The sequence below is a fragment of the Austwickia chelonae NBRC 105200 genome (assembly GCF_000298175.1).
GTDB classification, from domain to species: Bacteria; Actinomycetota; Actinomycetes; order Actinomycetales; family Dermatophilaceae; genus Austwickia; species Austwickia chelonae.
In genome coordinates, this window is sequence record NZ_BAGZ01000009.1 from 66718 (window position 1) to 86839 (window position 20122).

Annotated in this window: 16 protein-coding genes; 5 read left to right on the forward strand and 11 right to left on the reverse strand. The window is 64.9% G+C overall.

All coding sequences use genetic code 11. The features are described from left to right. Nucleotides 1-41: 41 nt before the first annotated feature. Genes pdhA through AUCHE_RS10100 form a run of 3 tightly spaced genes read left to right on the forward strand, consistent with a single transcriptional unit; the run spans nucleotide 42 to nucleotide 3797 of the window. On the forward strand, nucleotides 42-1331 hold the full coding sequence (pdhA, locus tag AUCHE_RS10090; protein ID WP_006503205.1) for a pyruvate dehydrogenase (acetyl-transferring) E1 component subunit alpha: 1290 nt from the start codon (nucleotides 42-44) through the stop codon (nucleotides 1329-1331). 1 nt (nucleotide 1332) lies between these two features. Then, a complete protein-coding gene (locus tag AUCHE_RS10095) occupies nucleotides 1333-2370 on the forward strand; it encodes an alpha-ketoacid dehydrogenase subunit beta (RefSeq protein WP_006503206.1) in 1038 nt (345 codons plus the stop codon). Next, the gene (locus AUCHE_RS10100; RefSeq protein ID WP_006503207.1) at nucleotides 2367-3797 is read left to right on the forward strand and encodes a dihydrolipoamide acetyltransferase family protein; all 1431 of its coding nucleotides are present in this window, start codon (nucleotides 2367-2369) and stop codon (nucleotides 3795-3797) included. Before AUCHE_RS10095 ends, AUCHE_RS10100 begins: the two co-directional genes overlap by 4 nt. A gap of 70 nt (nucleotides 3798-3867) precedes the next feature. Here the strand turns inward: AUCHE_RS10100 and AUCHE_RS10105 are convergent, their stop codons facing one another. The 5 genes from AUCHE_RS10105 to AUCHE_RS17760 form a co-directional block, all read right to left on the reverse strand. Beyond that, on the reverse strand, nucleotides 3868-4230 hold the full coding sequence (locus AUCHE_RS10105; protein ID WP_006503208.1) for a hypothetical protein: 363 nt from the start codon (nucleotides 4228-4230) through the stop codon (nucleotides 3868-3870). Next, the gene (locus AUCHE_RS16255; protein WP_245706956.1) at nucleotides 4214-4909 is read right to left on the reverse strand and encodes an ABC transporter ATP-binding protein; all 696 of its coding nucleotides are present in this window, start codon (nucleotides 4907-4909) and stop codon (nucleotides 4214-4216) included. The genes AUCHE_RS10105 and AUCHE_RS16255 overlap by 17 nt, the downstream gene beginning before the upstream one ends. A 37-nt stretch (nucleotides 4910-4946) precedes the next feature. Then, nucleotides 4947-6914: a hypothetical protein gene (locus tag AUCHE_RS16635; RefSeq protein ID WP_006503210.1), complete on the reverse strand. Its 1968-nt coding sequence runs from the start codon at nucleotides 6912-6914 to the stop codon at nucleotides 4947-4949. Nucleotides 6915-7067: 153 nt separating this feature from the next. Beyond that, nucleotides 7068-8102: a Gfo/Idh/MocA family protein gene (locus AUCHE_RS10120; protein ID WP_245706957.1), complete on the reverse strand. Its 1035-nt coding sequence runs from the start codon at nucleotides 8100-8102 to the stop codon at nucleotides 7068-7070. An 874-nt stretch (nucleotides 8103-8976) separates the two neighbouring features. Next, the gene (locus AUCHE_RS17760; protein ID WP_281242664.1) at nucleotides 8977-9111 is read right to left on the reverse strand and encodes a hypothetical protein; all 135 of its coding nucleotides are present in this window, start codon (nucleotides 9109-9111) and stop codon (nucleotides 8977-8979) included. A 91-nt stretch (nucleotides 9112-9202) separates the two neighbouring features. Between AUCHE_RS17760 and AUCHE_RS10130 the strand changes: the two genes are divergently transcribed. Beyond that, complete coding sequence (locus tag AUCHE_RS10130; protein WP_040322145.1) at nucleotides 9203-9919, forward strand: Type 1 glutamine amidotransferase-like domain-containing protein; 717 nt, start codon at nucleotides 9203-9205, stop codon at nucleotides 9917-9919. A gap of 218 nt (nucleotides 9920-10137) precedes the next feature. Beyond that, nucleotides 10138-11475, forward strand: coding sequence for an AI-2E family transporter (locus AUCHE_RS10135; protein WP_162137242.1), 1338 nt, complete (start codon nucleotides 10138-10140; stop codon nucleotides 11473-11475). Between the two features lie 95 nt (nucleotides 11476-11570). Here the strand turns inward: AUCHE_RS10135 and AUCHE_RS10140 are convergent, their stop codons facing one another. The 6 genes from AUCHE_RS10140 to hutH all read right to left on the reverse strand — a co-directional run bounded on the left by AUCHE_RS10140 (nucleotide 11571) and on the right by hutH (nucleotide 20014). Then, on the reverse strand, nucleotides 11571-12293 hold the full coding sequence (locus AUCHE_RS10140) for a glycosyltransferase family 2 protein (RefSeq protein ID WP_006503214.1): 723 nt from the start codon (nucleotides 12291-12293) through the stop codon (nucleotides 11571-11573). After that, nucleotides 12290-12829, reverse strand: a complete 540-nt coding sequence (locus tag AUCHE_RS10145) for a GtrA family protein (RefSeq protein WP_006503215.1) — start codon at nucleotides 12827-12829, stop codon at nucleotides 12290-12292. The genes AUCHE_RS10140 and AUCHE_RS10145 overlap by 4 nt, the downstream gene beginning before the upstream one ends. 124 nt (nucleotides 12830-12953) lie before the next feature. Continuing rightward, a complete protein-coding gene (locus AUCHE_RS10155; protein WP_040322151.1) occupies nucleotides 12954-14810 on the reverse strand; it encodes a DUF6798 domain-containing protein in 1857 nt (618 codons plus the stop codon). A 10-nt stretch (nucleotides 14811-14820) separates the two neighbouring features. Beyond that, on the reverse strand, nucleotides 14821-16518 hold the full coding sequence (locus tag AUCHE_RS10160; protein ID WP_006503217.1) for a DUF6056 family protein: 1698 nt from the start codon (nucleotides 16516-16518) through the stop codon (nucleotides 14821-14823). After that, nucleotides 16515-18332: a DUF6056 family protein gene (locus AUCHE_RS10165; protein WP_143115227.1), complete on the reverse strand. Its 1818-nt coding sequence runs from the start codon at nucleotides 18330-18332 to the stop codon at nucleotides 16515-16517. Before AUCHE_RS10165 ends, AUCHE_RS10160 begins: the two co-directional genes overlap by 4 nt. Before the next feature lie 77 nt (nucleotides 18333-18409). Beyond that, nucleotides 18410-20014, reverse strand: a complete 1605-nt coding sequence (gene hutH, locus AUCHE_RS10170; protein WP_006503219.1) for a histidine ammonia-lyase — start codon at nucleotides 20012-20014, stop codon at nucleotides 18410-18412. Between the last annotated feature and the right edge of the window lie 108 nt (nucleotides 20015-20122).

Consider the following 20122-nt stretch of genomic DNA (forward strand, 5'->3'; position numbering starts at 1 on the left):
TTTTCTTCTGATGAGACCAGCGACACAGTGAGGGACACTCAATGACGAGCAGCCCTGAGTCCACGACAGGATCCGGCAGTCTTCGTGCTGCACAACGTAAGACGTCTTCCGTCCGGGCGGGCGGTGCCGGCCGTACGAGACGGCCCGGCGGGGCGGATGCGCGCGCGGCGAGGGCGGCCACCCAGGTTGTCGGGCACGACGAGGCCCATCCGCCTTTCCAGGCCGGGTTGATTCCGGCGCCCGAACCGGTGCGTTTCCTCGACGAGCGCGGGGAGCGGGTGGCCCCGGTCACCGAGGACTATGCCGTCCCGGATGACGACCTGGTCGTGGAGTGTTACCGGCGGATGGTCGTCGGACGCAGGTTCGACGTGCAGGCCACCGCGTTGACGAAGCAGGGCCGGTTGGCCGTCTATCCGAGTTCGCGGGGGCAGGAGGCCTGCCAGGTGGGGTCGGTGTTGTCGATCCGTGAGGACGACTGGTTCTTCCCCACCTATCGGGATTCGGTGGCATTGGTGTCCCGGGGGTTGGATCCGGTGGAGGTGTTGACCTTGCTGCGGGGGGACGCCCATTGCGGGTACGACCCGGTGTCCACGTTCACGGCGCCGCAGTGCACGCCGTTGTCGACGCAGCTGTTGCATGCGGCGGGGGTGGCCTACGGGGAGCGTCGGCAGGGCCGGGACCGGGTGGCTTTGGCGTTCATCGGTGACGGGGCGACGTCCGAGGGGGATTTCCATGAGGCGTTGAACTTCGCGGCGGTCTTCAAGGCGCCGGTGGTTTTCGTGGTGCAGAACAACGGTTGGGCGATCTCGGTGCCGTTGTCGAAGCAGACGGCTGCGCCGAGCCTGGCTTACAAGGGTATCGGTTACGGGGCGGTCTGTGAGCAGGTCGACGGCAATGACGCGGTGGCGGTGTTGGCCGTCGTGGGCAAGGCGGTCGACTGGGCGCGGGCCGGGAAGGGTCCGGTGTTGGTGGAATTGCACACCTACCGGATGGAGGCGCACACCAATGCCGATGACGCGACCCGGTATCGCACCGAGGAGGAGGTCGAGGAGTGGAGCCACCGTGATCCGGTGGTGCGGGTGGAGACCTATCTGCGGTCGGTGGGTCGTCTGGACGACGAGTCCGTCGCTGCGGTCGCCGCGGAGGGTGAGGTGGTGGCGGCCGAGTTGCGTGACCGGATGAATGTCGATCCGCAGGTGTCGCCGGAGAGCCTGTTCGAGCATGTCTACGCGGTGGTGTCGCCGCAGTTGGTCGAGCAGCGGGAGCTGGTGTTGGCGGAGATCGCCGCCGAGCAGGCCGACGCCGGTGACGACGTCCGGAAGGGGCGGTGACATGGTTCAGGTGACTTTCGCGGCTGCGCTCAATCAGGCGTTGCGTGACGCCTTGGCCGACGACGACCGGGTCTGCGTCTTCGGTGAGGACGTGGGGGTGGCCGGTGGTGTCTTCCGGATCACCGACGGTATCGCCCGCGACCTGGGTGACGATCGTTGTTTCGACACGCCGTTGGCGGAGTCGGGGATCGTCGGTTTCGCGGTCGGGATGTGCATGTCGGGGTTGCGTCCGGTGGTGGAGATGCAGTTCGACGCCTTCGCCTATCCGGCGTTCGAGCAGATCACCTCGCATGTCGCGAAGATGCGGAATCGGACCCGGGGGCGTCTGGGGATGCCGATGGTGATCCGGGTGCCTTATGCGGGGGGCATCGGCGGGGTGGAGCACCACTGTGATTCGTCGGAGGCCTATTACGCGCACACGCCGGGCTTGCGGGTGTACGCCCCGGCGACGGTGGAGGACGCCTATGTCCTGTTGCGGGCGGCGATCGACGACCCGGATCCGGTGGTCTTCCTGGAGCCGAAGCGGTTGTACTGGTCGAAGGCCGAGGTGGATCTGCGTGATCTGGCGTTCCGGCACGATCGGGTGCCGCCGGGGCGGGCCGTGGTGCGTCGCCAGGGCACCGATGTGACCTTGGTGGCCTATGGTCCCAGCGTCCCGGTGGCGGTGGAGGCCGCCGAGGTGGCGGTGGAGGAGGGGTGGTCGGTGGAGGTCGTGGATCTGCGGACCCTCGACCCGTACGACGATGTCACTGTCGTGGAGTCGGTGCGCCGGACCGGGCGTTGTGTCGTGGTGGCCGAGGCGCAGGGGTTCGCGGGGGTCGGCGCGGAGATCGCTGCTCGGGTGCAGGAACGGGCTTTTCATTCGTTGGCGGCCCCGGTGTTGCGGGTGACCGGCCTGGACATTCCTTATCCTCCGCCGAAGTCGGAGCATCTTCATCTGCCCGGTGTGGATCGGGTGCTTGATGCGGTGGCCCGGTTGCAGTGGGAGGACCAGCCGGACATGCGTCATGTCGGTGTGCTTGCGGGAGGTGTCCGATGACGACGAAGACTTTCGTGTTGCCGGATCTGGGCGAGGGGTTGACCGAGGCGGAGATCGTCTCCTGGGCGGTGGCTGTCGGCGACGAGGTCGCGGTGGATCAGGTGATCGCCACGGTGGAGACGGCGAAGGCGCAGGTGGAATTGCCGTGTCCGTTCGCCGGGGTGGTGTCGTCCTTGCACGGGGAGGCCGGGTCGGTGCTCGATGTCGGCGCTCCTTTCGTGTCGGTGGAGGTGGAGGCTCCGGGTCGGACCGCTGAACGGTTGGCGGAGGAGCGGGGCGGGTCGGGCAATGTCCTGATCGGTTACGGGACCTCGGAGGCTCAGCGGGGGCGGCGGCGTCGTGTGCCGGCCGGTGGCGGGCGGGGGTCGGGGATGTCTCCGGGGCAGGCCGCGCATGCGGCTTCGCAGCGGGATTTCGCTTTCGACGCCGTCCCTGACGATGCGTCGTCCTTGCCGGGGTCGCGTCCGGGTGAGGCGGTGCGGGTGATCTCGCCGTTGGTGCGTAAGTTGGCTGCCGAGCACGGTGTCGATCTGCGTCGGGTGCGGCCCAGTGCGCCTGGGGGGATCATCACCAAACGCGATGTGGAGTGTGCTGTCGCGGCGGGCACTGCCGGGTCTCCTCCTGCGGTGACGTGCACGCCGGCCTTGGACGGGTCGCCGAACGGGGTGGGGGCGGCTCCGCCCGGCGCGGGGGGTGCGCGGGGGGTGTCGGTTGGTTCGTCGCGGCCGCGGTTGGTCGACGAACGTATTCCGATCACCGGTGTCCGTAAGGTCATCGCCGACAAACTCGACCGGAGCCGCCGGGAGATCCCTGATGCGACGACATGGGTCGATGTCGATGCCACCGGGTTGCGGGCGGTCAAGGACGACCTGTCCCGGTGTCTGCCTCAGGCGCGGATCGGCTATCTGGCGTTGTTGGCCCGGATCGTCGTCGCCGGGTTGACCCGTTTCCCGGAGTTGAATGCGCGGGTCGATTCTGCGGCTGGTGAGATCGTCCGGGTCGGTGCGGTGCATCTGTCGTTCGCGGCGCAGGGCCCTCGGGGGCTCGTCGTCCCGGTGGTGCGTCATGCCGATTCGATGACCACCGAAGAGCTTGCTGCGGCGTTACGCGGGCTGGTGGAACGGGCCAGGGAGGGTGTGCTCACTCCGGAGGAGATGTCGGGCGGAACCTTCACCTTGAACAACTACGGGGTGTACGGGGTGGACGGGTCGACTCCGATCATCAATCATCCTGAGGCCGGGATGCTCGGGGTAGGACGCATCGTCGACAAACCCTGGGTGGTCGACGGCGCGTTGGCGGTGCGCCCGGTGACCCAGTTGTCGTTGAGTTTCGATCACCGGGTGTGCGACGGCGGTGTGGCCGGCGGTTTCCTGCGTTATGTCGCCGATTGTGTCGAGTGTCCGGGGGCGCTCCTGGCCGGGGTCTGAGCGGGGTCCGTCGTGGCTGGGCCGGGCGGGGAGGGGCGTGCGGCCCGGTCACGACGAGGAGGAGAAGTCGTCAGTCTTCCTGCGCCAGTTCCACAGGTACCCCGAAGGTCGGGTTCATCAGGATCTTCTCGATCTCGAGGCGTTCTCGGTCATGCAGATAGGTGATTCGGATCAGCGCTCGGTCTTGGGGCTCGCAGACGCTGGCGGCGGCGACGTTCACCTGGCTGCCGACGTGTTTGATGCTCTCTACGACGTCTGCGCGGTGGGCGAGGGCTTGGTCGACGGTGTTTCGGCTCGGAAGTTGTTCGCATGGCGGCTGCGTGTATGACGTTCCGGGCGGTCTCAGCACACCGGACAGGACGAGAACAGCCACGAGAAGGACTCCGGCGCCAAATAGCGCGGCCAGCCACCGCGCCTTACTCTTCAGTTCCATATCGCACGCCTTCCGATGTTGATGTGACCGGTCCAGAGCTTGCGCATGTCGCAGCCTGTCCAGGTATCACCAGGCCCACCCTGTAACTGCTGGTGCATTGGGCGACCATCTCTTCGTCGTGAGTGGCGACGACGACCGTGCATCCGGCGGAAGCACGCTCCTTGAAGAGCCGCGCCACAGTGTGTCGATTCTTTTCGTCCAAGGAAGCAGTCGGCTCGTCGACATAGATGACATCGGCTCGCTTATAAATTGCCCGGGCCACAGCAAGCCGCTGCTTCTCTCCGCCACTGAGATGGGATGCTCGCTCATATGCTCGACCATCCAAGCCGACGTAGTGCAGAGCTTCCTCGAGGCGCTCAAGGTCTCCGCGAATTCTGCCACCCAGAAAACTGGCACGCATAGTGACGTTAAACCCTAAGCTCTCATCTTCCATGATTCCGTAATCCTGCAGAACGAACGCAGCGTGGCGGCGCCAGAATTGCCGGCGCTGCGAACTCGACCACTTCACAGTATCTTTGCCATCAACCAGAATCCGCCCATTGGTGGGAAATTGCAGCAGCCCGAGGCAGTGCAACAACGTTGTCTTCCCGCATCCACTAGGACCTACTAGGGCGGTCATCGACCCAGGCGCGCAAGTGAGATCAACATTATCGAAAATGTCTGATCCGTCGATAGCCACACCGAGAGAGCATGCTTGGACAAGCATCACATACCTTTCATATTCGCCGGCTAGCAATTCGCCCAAAGACGAAACGGGTGGCCATAATGTGGATTATTGAGATGACGATGCAGGCAGAGAATCCCAGCATGGCAACCTCTGGCCGATGATTTTTTCCCATCGTCACCATCACCAGAAGAGAAAGGATAAAAATAGTGGTTACTTCCAGAGGGATACGTCCTCCGACGATCTGCAGCCAGGTAGCACCTGATATGCGAAGCGGGAAGTCGCGCCGAGCCCGCAGAAGGGCGAGCACCGCAGCCGATATCGCAGCTGCAACGATCAAGGCGAGAAGAGTTATCAAGAACGATAATCCATGAAGCCACGCAAAGTATTCAGCATACTGGGCTCGCAGAACGCCCGCCTCTGCGACATATTTTATGTCAACCTTCCCAGATATCCCTTGATTCTGGATATTTTGGCGCACACCGTCCAATCCGGTGAGTACAATATTTCCCGACGAAGATGCCGAACCAAGAAAGTCGTCATTAAAAGTATCGTACAACGATGGCGCCACCGCAATAACAGCATCTTCAATGAAGAGGAGTTCGCCGCTTCCATTCTTCGCCAGGGGAAGCGTTTTCGGATCAGAGTATCGATAGAAAAAGAAGTCAGACATCGCAAGCTGGCGTTCCGCATTTCGCTGCCACAGCTCCAGATGAGGACCAAACATCCCAGAAATATCTTGAGGCACCTCAGCTTGTTCCAATTTCACAAAGGAGTTCGCATTGAACCAATCAGTACGGCCTGTCATCATTGTCAACCATGATGACGTCACCACAGCGAAATTTTCCTCAAGCTTAAAAGCGCCGTCTTCCTCAGACTTAGCAGTCCAGGCATAGGAAAGAGCAGCGCCACCACGACTTTCGGATTCATGGATAGCTAATCCAATTTTACTTTTAATCTGCTCAAATCCAGCATCCCCAGTTCCCGCAGGTAAGAGAATGTTGACCTGATCAGAGAGTCGCTTCCATTGTGCCAACTGTTCCGAAGCCGACCGTGAGTCGCTCATCATTGAAAGCGTTGAAGGTAATGTAACAAAAGCTAAAGTCAATAATATTACTTCAAGGGCAAGTGCTGGCTTGCGAAGATCAGCGACCGGAGGACGTCTTCTTGCCAGCATCATGATCGACGGCCTAGAGATCACCGAGAGTGCGAGAGCAGATACAGTAATTATCAGGAGGGTCACCCCTGAAAAAACTACCCAAGACAGCAAGTAGGTCGGGACAAAGACGGCCCCTTTTCTTTGGCTAATGAAAAAAACAGAAGCCGTCATCGATATCAATGCTCCGGCAGCTATCGCAGCAACGAAAGCGGATAGGTCTTCTATCTGTATGCGAGCTGAAGGGACGCCATTGAGCAGCCGTAACGCACGCGTCCGTGCCCGAATCGCGGCCCAATAAAGGACCAAAGAGCTAGAGAAGCCTACTGTCGCAGCAACCGTGACGATAAAGCTAGGCTGACGATAAAGCATTGCGAGTGAGCTACTGATGTCTATATCGGTCCAACGCGCACCTACTTCATGGTCGCTCAACCACGACATGAAGCGATTTTTATCGGCCTGGGATCCGGTTATTAAGTACTCTCCAGACGGATAGGAATTTTCTAGCGCTTGGATCGTTTTCACCCGGCTAGGCGCCGTATCACCAAATCTGGCAACAGAGTCACCTTGTATTGAAGATCCCAATGGCACAAATACTTGCCCTGACTGATCTCCACTTAGCTCGGGCAACACTTTCACCAGGCCTAGGTGATACTCCTGACTCACTTTTGCCAATTGGGAGTAAGGATTGACTGTTAACTTCGTACTCTTAGTAAAATCCAGGTCCAAGGAAGCCTGAGCGCCGATTGCAACCGGGGCAGTTCTGTCTCTCAAACTAAGATCTATCACTGCTAAGAACGAGAGCAACCCAAACAAGAGGATCGAAGCAACTAATACCAGACGAAGATGAATGGACCTCGCCATACAGCCCCCTCCAAGTCACTTATTTCAAACCTTGACCACACCGACCTGAGGAAAAGTGGGTGTCACCATATGAATATATTCCCTGCCACCCCGTCCGGGCCGGAGCATCTCCAGAGGGGTGTCGAAGAAAGCGCAGATGCCCATCGACATGGGTCAGAGCTCGACGACTCGATTCTCCGCTGCGCTCACCCGCGCGGCATCGATGACGGCCAGGGTGTGCACGGCATCGAGCGGGTCGACGGGCATAGCCGCTTGCGCCGCCGAATAACCGCCGGGTTCGGACAGCGCGCAGGCCAGCGACCGATAGAAATCGGCCTGGCCTCCCGGCGGCACCGCCACCGCGCGCCGTGTTGCGCCCTTGACCAGATAACCGGCGTGGCCTGGCGTGTCGCGCAGGTCGGGATAGGAGCATCCTTCGTCGGAGTGGTCCCACAGGTAGCCTGCCCGGCTGCCGATGACTCGCAGCCGTGGCCCGGGAGCCGGAGCCACTGAGGAGACCGCCAGGATCGATGTCCCCCCGCCGACGTGGCGGCAGTGCAGCACCGCGTCGTCCTCCGACACCGTGGTCACGGCGTCGACCTGGGCGTACACACTCACGACCCGCCCCATAGTCTGCACTGCGGCGTCGACCACGTGGCTGGCCAGGTCGAGCAGGACACCACCGCCTTCCTGCCAGGGGGTCTGTTCTCGCCACCGCTGTTTCGGTTCCGGACGCCACCGTTCGTACCGCATCTCGAACCGCCGCAGCCGCCCCAACGGACCCTCCACCCCGTCGACCAGTAAGGTCGCCAGCGCACGAGACCCGCTGTCGTACCGTCGATTCTGGAAGACGGTCAACGGAACCCTCGCGGTTCGGGCCCGTTCCACCACGACCTCCGCCGCCGTCGCATCACACGCCAGAGGTTTGTCGACGACACAGGGCACCCCGGCGTCGATCACGGCTCCGGCATGCTCGGCGTGCCGACCGGTCGGCGTCACCAGGACAACTGCGTCCGCACCCACCTCTGAAAGCACTCCGAGGAGAGCCTCCAGGTCAGGAACCACCCGTGCTTCGGGAAGATCTGCACGAGCCATGGCTGCCCTCTCCGGGGCGGATGTCGCCACCGCCACGATCTGGCCGCCGGCTTCCTCGATCAACGGAGCATGCAGGGTACGGCCGTAGGCATAACCGGCAAGAGCAATACGCACCACCCCAGGCTGCCAGTTCAGCCGATGGCCTTGAAGGCATCGGGCGAAACAAATCTTGTTCCACGGCGAAAGTCGACCTGCATCACCACACCTGCGCTGACGAACAGACGGGTCCGCGAGCGGTCTGCGGGCCCAGGTTTTCCGTAGGACCTGAGATCACGTAAGACATCGCGACCTCCACGAAAGATATGGCAGTTAACTGATGCTCGCCGGGCAGCACGGCCTTGGCTGAGATCCTGCTGACCGCCCCATCCGAATGGTCCACCGCCACCGTCACCTACCCACCGATAGCAAAGCAAAGAATCCACCACTTTACTCACGAGCTGATGGCAGCTCACGCGCCGATCCGGAGTGATCTCAGTGCAAAGCTGCAGAGTCATCGCGCACCAAGAATGCTGTCCAGATTCCTCCCGGAAAGAAAATCGTGGACCGTCCGTTTCTCACGCAGACATATCGATAATTGGAACAGCCTTGGAGCTGACCTGAACAGGAATAGATCGCCTAGGAAACTGCTGCCGCAAGATCTGCGGCGATGGATCAAAAATTGGCTGTGGAGGCGGGACAGCTTGGCGTGTCCAGGTAGCTACAGTCCACACTCCTGCTATTGTGTGAAAGATGAAAGTTCACCAGCTCCTGCCACTCGGCATCTTTTGCATGCTTATTGGCATCCTATTTCAGCTAGCGCCGGCAACTTCATTCGACGAGATTTTTAATAGTTACACGCGCGCTATTGGGTTAGGCTATTTCATGCACGGGCTAGGAATGGCCTTCATGATTGTCGGTGGGAGCGTACTCAGCTCTTGGATCACGTTGAAATTCCTACACATGAGCGAGCAGCCCTGAAACCGTCCAGTGATTTAACCCCGGAATTTAGCTACCTCAGCCGATACCCGTCGACGGCACCCGACTCGCCCTTGAGAAGACGTCCGCAGCGGGCCGACGGAGTAGTGCCGTAGGGCGGTCGGCGCACGGCCGAGGCCTGTTCGATGATGCGAGTTTCGAGCATCACCAGCAGAACCTCGCGCTCATGGGCATCGGCGTGGCGAGTGCCACTCGGCGATAAGCCCTTTCGTGACACTCTGGGTTATAGCGTGACCGATATGACCACTCATATCGTCGCGATGGGCGGTGGCGGCTTCTCCACCTCGGAGGGATACACCGCGACCGGTCTCGACAGGTACGTCCTGTCGTTGACGTCCGCGAACAACCCGTTGGTGTGTTTCGTGCCGACCGCCTCAGGGGACAACGGCCTCTACGTGTCCCGGTTCATGAACGCCTACAGCCGCAGCCGGGCCCGCACCAGCGTGCTGACCCTGTGGGAAGGCGCGGCCGACTCGCTCGCCCGCCTGGACGAGGTGGACGTCTTCCTCGTCGGCGGCGGGAACACGGTCAACATGATGGCTCTGTGGGCGGCACACGGCGTGTCCCGCAAACTGCAGAGCATCGCCGCAGACCCGAGCCGGGATATCGTCCTCGCCGGCATGGGCGCCGGTGGCGCGGCCTGGTTCGAAGCCTGCGCCACCGACGGCTACGGCACCGGCGTCACGCCCTTCCCGCACGGGCTTGGGCTGGTTCCCGGGTCGTTCTGCCCGCACTTCGACGGAGAAGCCGAACGACGCCCGCGGTTCACCGAATACGTCGACACCGGGCAGCTGCCTGCCGGATGGGGTGCCGACAACGGGGCAGGTCTGCACTTCGTCGACGGCGTCCTCGACGGCTGCTACGCCGAACGGGCAGACGCGACCGTGTACCGGGTCGAACAGACCGAGAACGGGGCACGGGTCACCCCGCAGAAAGCCACCCAACTGGAAGGCTGAAGCTTTCCGGGCACCGGTGCCACCCGCGAGTTCTCAGCGCGGCCCACCGGTGTCCGACACATCGTGCCCGGCGCTATCAAGGGCTTGCCCTGCACAAAGGCCATCGACGTGGGAGACTTCCCACCGTCCCTTTTTCTCTTTCGACCTCGACTTGAGGTGTCATGGCCAGGATTCCCCGTTTTGCCCGCCGCACACTATCCACGCAGACGACGAATGCGGTGACAATCCGTACCAGCCCGGCGCCGGCGGAAGAACCCCAGAAGGTCTCCCCCACCTGGTCGGCGACCTCACCGGACCAGGTCACTCGGCGGGATCCGATCGAGAATGTCCCCTTCGAGCTGCGCGTGGCCGCCGGATACGCCTGGCGGTTGATCGTCATCGGGGTCGCCCTGTGGGGTCTGATGAAGATCCTGGCCGCGACGACCAGCGTCGTCATCCCCCTGGCCGTCGCGATCCTGCTGACCGGACTGCTGATGCCGATGACGGTCTTCCTGAACCACAAACTCGGCATGGCCCGACACGCGGCCTCCGCGGTCACCATGATCGTCTTCCTGTCGGTAGTGGTCGGCCTGCTGTCGCTGGCCGGAAGCCAACTCGTCGCCGGAGTCACCGACCTGGTACGTCAGGCCGGAGTCGGCGTCGACCGGGTCACCGCCTGGCTGGAACAAGGGCCGCTCCACCTCGGAGGCGACCAGATCGCCCAGTACATCCAGAGCGGGCGGGCCTGGCTGACCGACAACAGCAAGACCCTGACCACCGGCGTGCTCCGCGCCAGCGACACCGCGAAGGAATTCTTCGCCGGGGCGCTGATCGCCCTCATCTCCACCTTCTTCTTCCTCGCCGAGGGCGACCGCATCTGGGCGTGGACGGTCCGCCTGCTCCCGGGGATCATGCGCGACCGGGTCCACGAGGCCTTCCGCCGCGGCTACGTCACCCTGGGCGCCTACGCGAAGACCCAGTGCGTCGTCGCCGCCGTGGACGCCGTCTTCATCACGATCGGCGCCTGGGCGTTGGGCCTGCCGCTGCTGATCCCGATGGGGCTCATCATCTTCTTCGGCTCGTTCATCCCGATCATCGGAGCCGTGATCTCCGCGAGCCTGGCCGTGCTGGTGGCCTTCGTGGTGAAGGGCCCGTTCGTGGCACTCATCATGCTGGCGATCATCCTGGTGGTGCAGCAGGTCGAAGGGCACATCCTGCAGCCCGTCCTGATGAGCAAAGCCGTCTCCCTGCACCCGCTGGCCGTGATCCTGGGCGTCGTCCTCGGCTCCTTCCTGCTGGGCATGGTCGGCGCGCTCTTCTCCGTGCCCTTCATGGCGGTGATCAACACGGTGATGCTCTACTGGGCCGGTCACGACATGTTCCCCGGCCTGGCCGACGGCATGTCCGCAGTCGGGAACTCCGCGAAGGAACTCTCCGGGGAGAAGAACGGCAGCGACGACATCGAAGCCGTCGAGGAACAAGCCCAGGACAGCACCCGGTACATCGGCGACATCACTCCGGAACACCTGGAGAAAGAAGCACGCCGACTGGCCAAGGTCCGATCCCAGGAGGTCTGACCTACGACGGGACGGCGGTGGGGCCCCGATCCGCGGATCGGGGCCCCACCGCCGTCCCGTGCCATCCCACCAGGCGCACCCGGCAGGAAGTTCTCTCAGCTGCGGGTGAACTCCCCGCGGCGGCGACGCAGCTTCACCAGACCGAAAGCCATCTCGAGGATGTCGGACACCTTGATCCGGGTGCCTCCGTCGTCGTCCCGTTCGCGCAGCACGATCGGCACCTCGGTGATCGGATGACCCTGCAGGTGCGCGGCATAGAGCAGCTCGGTGGAGAACAGATATCCGCCTTCGCGCAGTCGGGGCAGCACCTCACGTGCCCACGCCGTGGGGACGAAGACCGTGCCCTGGGTGTCGCCGACGTGCAGAGCGAGCGTGCCCCGCCGCAGTGTGGTGAACACCAGGGTCATCAGGCGTCGGACGAAAGCCCGCGGCACCGTCGACCCCGGGTGTGCCTTGGAACCCACGACCAACCCGCCGGGGCATCCCGCGAGCCGCCAGGCCTCCACATCGCTCATCCCGAACGGCAGGTCGTCCGCCGTCAACAGGAGCCGCTCCCCCGTGGCCCTGCGGATGCCCTCCCGGTAGGCCTCGCCGAGCCCGACCGCCGACTGGCAGACCACCACGGGAGTCGGCCACTCGCGAGCGCCCAGCTCCTGAGCCAACGCCCAGGTGCCGTCCGTGGACCCGTTCTCGATGATGATGACCTCTGAGCCGGGTATATCGGCGAGCGCTGCCGTCAGCTGCTCGACGGTGGTCTCCAGCACAGGCCCTGCGTTGTGGGCCGGGACGATGACGGACAGCGCTGGCGTGGCGCTCATTGAGGTCCTCTCTCCGAGGGGGTGATGGTGCTGACGGCGTCGGGGGATGTCGACGCCGGGCCGATATTGGAGACGGCTTTGACCTTGCGTACGGCGCGTTCGTGCCAGGCCACGGTTTCCGTGTCGGCGGGCAGGGGGTGGTTACGGTCGACGTACACCCAGTGCTTGTAGGCGAAGTAGTTCCAGACCGTGGTGATCGCGGTGCCGATGAACTGGCTGGTGAACAGGCCCAGCCCGATCTGCTCACAGATCCAGTGGATCGGCATCTGCGCGAGAGTGTTGAACCCGGCCAGGATCAGGTAGCGGATCGCGGACCCCGTGACGTCAGCTTCGGAACGGAAGGCGAAGGCCCGCTGCAGGGTGTAGCTGACGAAGAAGGTCAATGCGAAGGAGATCGGCGCCGAAACGGCCCTCGACCATCCAACGACCTCGACCAGGATGTTGAAGATCACCACGTTGACGGCGAAGCTGAGCCCACCGACGACGAGATAACGGACGATGCTGTGCCGCAGAATGCGTTTGATCAGCTCCACCATGGGGCGGGAATTCCTTTCGCTGTCCTCGCACGACCCCACCGCTGCTCCGACCCTGCGCGGTTGATCGTCGTCTGCGGAACCGGAGCCATCTTGCCATGTTCCGACGCGGTCCGGCTTGACGACCTCAAGAAGTTGTCCGGGCACCGGGACGCACGAAGATGGACGCCTTGACCCACCCGGAGTTCAGAGGATGGTGGACCCAACCGGCGGCCTTCAGACCGGTGACCTGTTCCCGCTTCTCCCCGGGGGTGACGATGATCGTGTCAGCCCGGTACCGGTCGGCGGCCTTGATCAGTTGGGCAGAACTCAACTCCTCGAACTCGGCGCCTCGGCCGGTGCACTGGCTCGGCCCGCCCAAATGGTTCAGGCGTTCCTTCCACTCCTTGTACGGTTCACCGCCGTAAGGGATGTCCTTGCAGTCGGCGACGAGCGCCCGCTCCAACGGCAACCGGTAGTGGGAGGCCGCCGGGGGGATCAACACGGTCGTCCGGGGCGGGACGATCTTGCGGGCCTCCTGCCCCCAGGCGATCAAGGCCTTGTCCCCCCAGGGGAAGGCGACCGGGCGAGGGCTGTAGAAGACACCGCTGACCACCGCGGACACCCCGAACCACAGGGCGAACCCGGCGACGACGGAGGAAGCGGCCACCGGACGCCACCTCGGAGAGGCCACCAGGAGCGCGACCAGGGCCGCGGCCGCCACGAGCAGGGCGTAGGCGCCCATGGAGAGCCACGCCCAGCTGAAGACATCCGTCTTGTGCCCCGAGTAGGCGATCTTGCCGCCGGTGTCGATGAAGAGCATCGGCACCGCGATCGCGCAGACCGCGGCCGCTGCGCCCCGCAGGATCGTGTTCGCCGGACGCAGGAAGGGCAACAGCACCCCCCAGGCCGCGTACGGGTAGACCACCAACGCCACCCGGTAACCGTTCAGGGCCTGCATCATCTCCCCGAAGAACGGGAAGTGGTACCGGTCGAGGAACATCGCGACGACCGTGCCCGACGCGCTCACCCCGACGGTCGCCAGGAAGATCAGCCGCCGCCCCGTCGGGGCGAACATCGCCGCCGCGATCGCCAGGAGCGCGCTACCGACGGCGACCATGACCACCCGGCCGCTCCAGGAAGCAGCCGAACAGTGGTACGGGATGAGGGTGTTGCAGATCTCGATGAAGTCGGCCCGCTCGGCGGCGACCCGCCGGGAACGCATCGCCACGACCACGACCATCGCCCCGGCGACCCCGGAGGCCAGATAGGCGGCCAACAGCCCCTTGCCGTGTTCGCCCCGACGGATCTGCGGAATGCAGCAGAGCAACCCCAGGAAACAGAGCACCAGACCGATCGCGCCGATCTGCACATGCACCGCACACAGCATCGGAACCAAGGGCAGGGTCCACCGGTAATGCCCGGTGACCAGCAGCCCCGTCAACAGGTACAGCATCGACGCGCCCAACATATTGGGCACCGCCGAGGGATAACCCATCCAGGTCGAACCGGCGATCGAATAGGGCACGCTCGCGGCGATCGCCGTCACCAGCACCGTGGTCACCCACGAATCCCAGCGATGCCCCCGGCGGGCCCACGCCCGAGCCAGCAGGGCCGTGGCCAGACCGAAGACCAGACAGGTCACCAGCCAGTAGACCGTCAACACCTCGGAGAGCGCCCCGGCCTCCCGGCCCCACTTCACCACATAGTCGAACAACCAGTGCGGCTGAGGAGCCTTCTCCAGGAACCAGTCACCGGCGAAAGCATCCGGGTCGGCCCATTGGATACCCAATGGCGCCAACACGATGTGATCGCTCCAACCCAACCGCAGCGACGGACGCTCCAAAGTCGGGAAGTACTGGCTGATGACGACCATCAGGGCACCGCTCACCGCGGACAGGCTCAGATAGTGCGCCACCCCGGACCACCGACGCCAAGCCGGCGGTACGAGTCGACCGCCGCCCTGCGTCTTCGGGGAAGGGGCTCGGACGGCGGTCTCACTCACGCGAAGAATCCTAACGAACGCTCTTCGGTGCGCAGTCGCCCTCGCCCTGCTTCCACGTGAACGAAGCCTTCTCCGGCAGCTCGTAGTAAAGCTTCATGTACCCGGCATACCGGGTCTCCAGGTAGGCGCCGCTGTAGAACAGGTACAACCGCGGGAACGACTTGGGCATCTCCACCTTGGTGCACTGCCCCGAACGGGCCCGGTCGATCTGCGCCTCCACCGTGCGCCACACCCGTTCGTTCGCCGCCATCTCCTTGGGCAGACGCTGAGCGACCGGAGCACTGTTGTAATAGGTCGCCCCGCAGGCGAGCACGACCACGGCAGCAGCCACGAGCCGCACCTTCGTCCAACCCACCGGGTTCTCCACCTGGTCGGCGAGCACCTGCGCCGCCAGGATCACCACGACAGCCGCCAAGAACAGGAACGGCGGGACATAACTCCGCGGAGTGACCACCCCGATCGCGAACGGCGCCACCAACGAACCACCGGCTGCCGCCAACATGACGAAGAACAAGGAACCGAAGGACTCCCGCAGGGCGAACCCCAGGACGAGCAGCCCACCGAAGACCACCGCGACCCCCAACAGCCCCGGCAGCACCACCGGCAACCGGTCGGTCACATCAGCGATACCGGCCTCGAAGATCCGCAGACCCTTCGCCAACCGGTACACCGCGAGCTGGTCGACCACCACCGCAGAGAGCACCGACGCCACAGCGACACCGCGCAACACCCAACCCACCGGGCGGCAGCACACGAAAAGCGTCGCGAAAAGCGTCGCCGCGATCAGCAACGGCCCGGTGGCCGTGGCCAACACCTGCTCGGCATTCGCCAGCTTCGCCAACATTCCGCTGTTCACGCCCTTGGGGCCGTCCCCGCCGTTCGTCAACGCGAACCGGGCCCACACCCCCGGCGCGCACGTCTGCAACAGGAAACCGGCCAAGGAAACCCCCGACCACACCCACAGGATCCGGTCCTGACGCAGATGCGCCGCGACCAGCCAGGTGGCCACCACCGCGGCCGCCATCGCCAAGGACGACTCCTCGTGCAGCAGGTGCGCCAACAGGATCGCCACCCCGAAAGCGGCAATCGTCGGACGGGCCGGACGCACCCCGTCCGACAGCCGCGCCAGACCCAGCACGGCGATCATCACGAAGACCGTCGAGATCACATAGGTCACCGTCGACGACATCCAGAAGATCGCATCCCCCGCGATGATCGGGATCCGCCAGATCATGAAAGGCACCGAACAGGCCGCCGCCACCCACAGCACCGGCCCGGCCCAGAACGGCAGCTCCGCTCCCCGCGCACGCAAGGACGCCGTCCCGGCACGGTAGATCAGCCAGGTGGTGGCCAGGAAGGTCACCGGGCCCAGGATCCGCCACAGCCAGGCCCCCGGGATCAACAACAGACGCACCAGGGCGTCGGCCATCCGACCGTTCACCTCGGTGTAGTCGTGCATGTAGGTGCCCCACCACTCGATGAGGTTCATCCGCCCGCCGGGCCGGCCGGCCATCGCCGCATTCAGGAAGTCGTCACCCTGCACCAGGTGGTACTGGAAGACCTTCAACCAATAGGCGAGGAAGAGCCCGGAGACCGCGATCAACGCCAGGTGCGACAGCCTCGTGGTGAGGGGCTGGGCCCACCAGGTCGACCACCAGGCCGTGGGGGTTCGGGGTCGGGCAGTGTTCTCAACGTTCTCAGCCGTCATCGGCGCGCGCAGTCTGCCGGCTTACCGCCGTAGACGAGCTTCACATCCTTGGGGAGGTCGTAGTAGCGATGGATCTTGTCGGCATATCGGGGGCTTTGGATGCCGTTGCTGTACAGGTATGCGGGGGTCGGCCACCGGGCGGGCATGGCGATCTGCTTGCACCGTCCGGCTTTTGCCTCGTCGATCTGGTGGGCGGTTTTTTCCCAGGTGGCGGCGTTGGCTTGGGTGGCCCGGATCGTGAGGGCTGCGGGCCAGGCCGAGGAGGCGATGGCCAGGACCAGTGTGCCAGCCACCAGCCAGAGCGCGACGGGGTGCACCCCGGGAACCGAGGGCATCTTTGCGAATATCTTTCTCAGAGAAGACTTTCCCTTGGCCTTGACGGTGGCGGCGGGGGTCTCGGCGGCGGGTGTTCCCGCGGGCTCGGCCGCGGCTTCGCCGGCCTTCGCCGCCGCCGCTGCGTCCGCCTTCACCGTCGCGTCCGCCGATTCGGGCCGGGTTTCCGTCTGCGGCCGGGGGATCGGCGTCAACAGGACATGCGCCGAGGCGACCACCGCGACAGCCAGCCACACATTCGTCGGCAGATAGGCCCGGAAGGACAGCAGTCCGATCACCCACGGGATCGCCCCGCCGCCCATCGCGGCGAGGACGGCCATCGCGGGGATCGGCCCCAGCACGTCCCGCCCGGCGATCGTCACGATCAGCAGACCCACCACGCACAGGACCAACAGGCCCACGGCGATCGCGGCGACCATGGCGATCCGGTCGTTCGCGAAGGGTTCGTTCGTCGTCATGACCCGCAGGGTCGAACGGGTCAACCGGTGCCGGCTGATCAGCCACGACCCGATACCGCCGGTCAGGGCCAGGCATCCGCCGATGATGACCAGGGTGTCCCTCCGCCGCGACCAGGCCGCCGCCACCACGAAGAAGGACACCATCAGGACGAAGGACCACCCGGTGTCGACCAGGGCCTGGGTGCCATTCGCCAGCTGCGCCAGACGGTTGCCGCTCTGCGCCGTCTCCGGGCTGTTGAACTCGGTCAGCCGCAACCAGTACCCCGGCGCGACCGCTTGGGCGACCAGTCCGGCGACACTCGCCGCCGTGCACACCCACAGGGCCGGGCCGCGATGCCCCCGCCGGGTCACGATCCATGTCGCGATCACCAGAGCTGCCATCCCGACGGAGCCCTGCTCATGCATCAGGTGGGTCACGACGATCGCGAGCGAACCCACCACCAGCAGGGGTACACCGACCTTGCGGCCGGAGGCCACCCGCATGAGGACGAAACCGCCGATCAGGGCGAAGAAGACGGTGAAGACGTAGCTGACCGTGGCGGACATCCAGAAGAGCACGTCACCGGCCACCGCCAGCTTCGTGGCGATCATCACCGGGAACAGGGTGGCCGAGCCGACCAGCAGAGCGACCGATCGTCCGGACGCCCACCGGCGCACCCCTGACGACGCCGACAGCCCCCACAGCCACACCAGGGTCACCACTGCGGTGAACAGCAGCGGTCCGACGACCTGCCAGAACCACGGCCCGGGGGCCAGCAGGGCCCGCACCAGGGTGTCCGCGAAGCGCCCGTTCAGGCTCGTGTAGTCGTACACATAGGAGGCGATCCACTCGCTGAAGGACAACCGACCGTACGGATGTCCCGACACCGTCGCGTTGTAGTAGTCGTCTCCCTGCAGCACGTGGAAGTGGAAGGCGTACATCCAGTACGCCAGATGAGCGAGCAGGATCACACCGACCGTCCCGGCGAGCACCATGTGCCGGGACTTCTTCGGAGATGAGGGCAAGGCTTCCTCGCTGGTCATGCTGGGGAGACTAGCAGCCGGGGCGGAACCGGCCCGGTTCGGGCGCGGCACCACCCCAGGTATGCCATCGGAGCAGGTCAGTGCAGCTGTCCGGTCACTTGTTGCACGGCTCGGACGAGCTCTCCGTCACGGACGGTGCGATGGGCGAGCTCGATGTCCGGTGCCAGGTGACGGTCCGGACCGGCGCCCTCCCATCCGGCGGCGCGTAATGCTGCCACGGCTGCACCGGTCGCCGGCCCCGGCTCCAGGGGCGCGCGGAGGAGTTGTCCGCGGGCGGCGGTGAGATATTCGACGGCGAGGACCCGGGCGAGTCCGTCGACGGCGCGGCGCAGTTTGCGCCCGGCCGCCCAGCCCATGGAGACGTGGTCCTCCTGCATGGCCGAGCTGGGGATGGAGTCGACCGAGGCGGGGACGGCGAGTCGTTTCAGTTCGGAGACGATCGCCGCCTGGGTGTACTGGGCGATCATGTGCCCGGAGTCGGTGCCGGGGTCGTCGGCGAGGAAGGGGGGCAGGCCCTGGTTGCGGGCGACGTCGAGGAAACGGTCGGTGCGTCGTTCGCTCATGGAGGCGACATCTGCGGCGACGACGGCGAGGAAGTCCAGGACGTAGGCGACGGGCGCGCCGTGGAAGTTGCCGTTGGACTCGACCCGGTCGTCGGGAGTGACGACGGGGTTGTCGATCGCGGAGGCGAGTTCGCGTCCGGCAACGGTCAGGGCGTGGGCGAGGGTGTCCCGGGCCGCACCGTGGACCTGGGGGCTGCAGCGCAGGGAGTAGGCGTCCTGGACACGGGTGCAGGCGTGGGTGTCATGGCTGGCGCGCAAGGGGCTGTCGGCGAGGACGGCGCGCAGGTTCGCGGCGGAGGCGGCCTGCCCGGGGTGGGGGCGCAGGGCTTGGAGGTCGTCGGCGAAGACCCGGTCGGTGCCCAGCAGAGCTTCGACACTCATCGCAGCAGCGATGTCTGCACTGGTGAACAGGGACGCCAGGTCGGTGGCGGCGAGGCAGAGCATGCCGAGCATCCCGTCGGTGCCATTGATGAGGGCGAGCCCTTCTTTCTCCCGCAGGATGGCCGGGGCGATGCCGGCGTCGGCGAGGGCGTCGGCTGCGGGGCGGCGGGCTCCGCTCCGGTCGTGGACTTCGCCTTCGCCCATCGCGGCCAGTGCACAGTGCGCGAGGGGTGCCAGGTCGCCGGAGCAGCCGAGCGAACCGTATTCGTGGACGACCGGGGTGATGCCGGCGTTGAGCATCTGCGCGTAGGTACGGGCGGTGGCCTCCTGCACACCGGTGCGTCCGGTCGCCAGGGTCGCCAGGCGGAGCAGCATCAGCGCGCGGACGGTTTCCCGTTCTACTTCCGGTCCGCTGCCGGCGGCGTGACTGCGGACCAGGCTGACCTGGAGGCGGGCCCGTTTCTCCGGGGGGATGGAGGTGGTGGCCAGGGCCCCGAAGCCGGTGGAGATGCCGTAGTGGGGGATGTCGTCGTCGGCGAGGGCATCGATGACGTCGCGGGTGTGGCGGATCCGCTCGAGGGCTTCCTCGGCGAGGACGATCTGGGCGTCGTGGCGGGCGACGGCGACGACATCGGCGACGGTCAGGGTGGCTTCGCCGATGACGACCTGCGCGTCTGCGGTGGTGCGCTGGTCCGGCCGGGACGGCGGTGCGGGATGTGACGCGGAGGATGAAGTCATCCTCTTATCGAACTGCGGAGGCGATCCTTGTCGGGGGATCTGTCACCGAACTCTGTCTCGTATCTGAGTCAATGTTCTCGGCGGGGAGATCCGCCCCCGTCAGAGGGA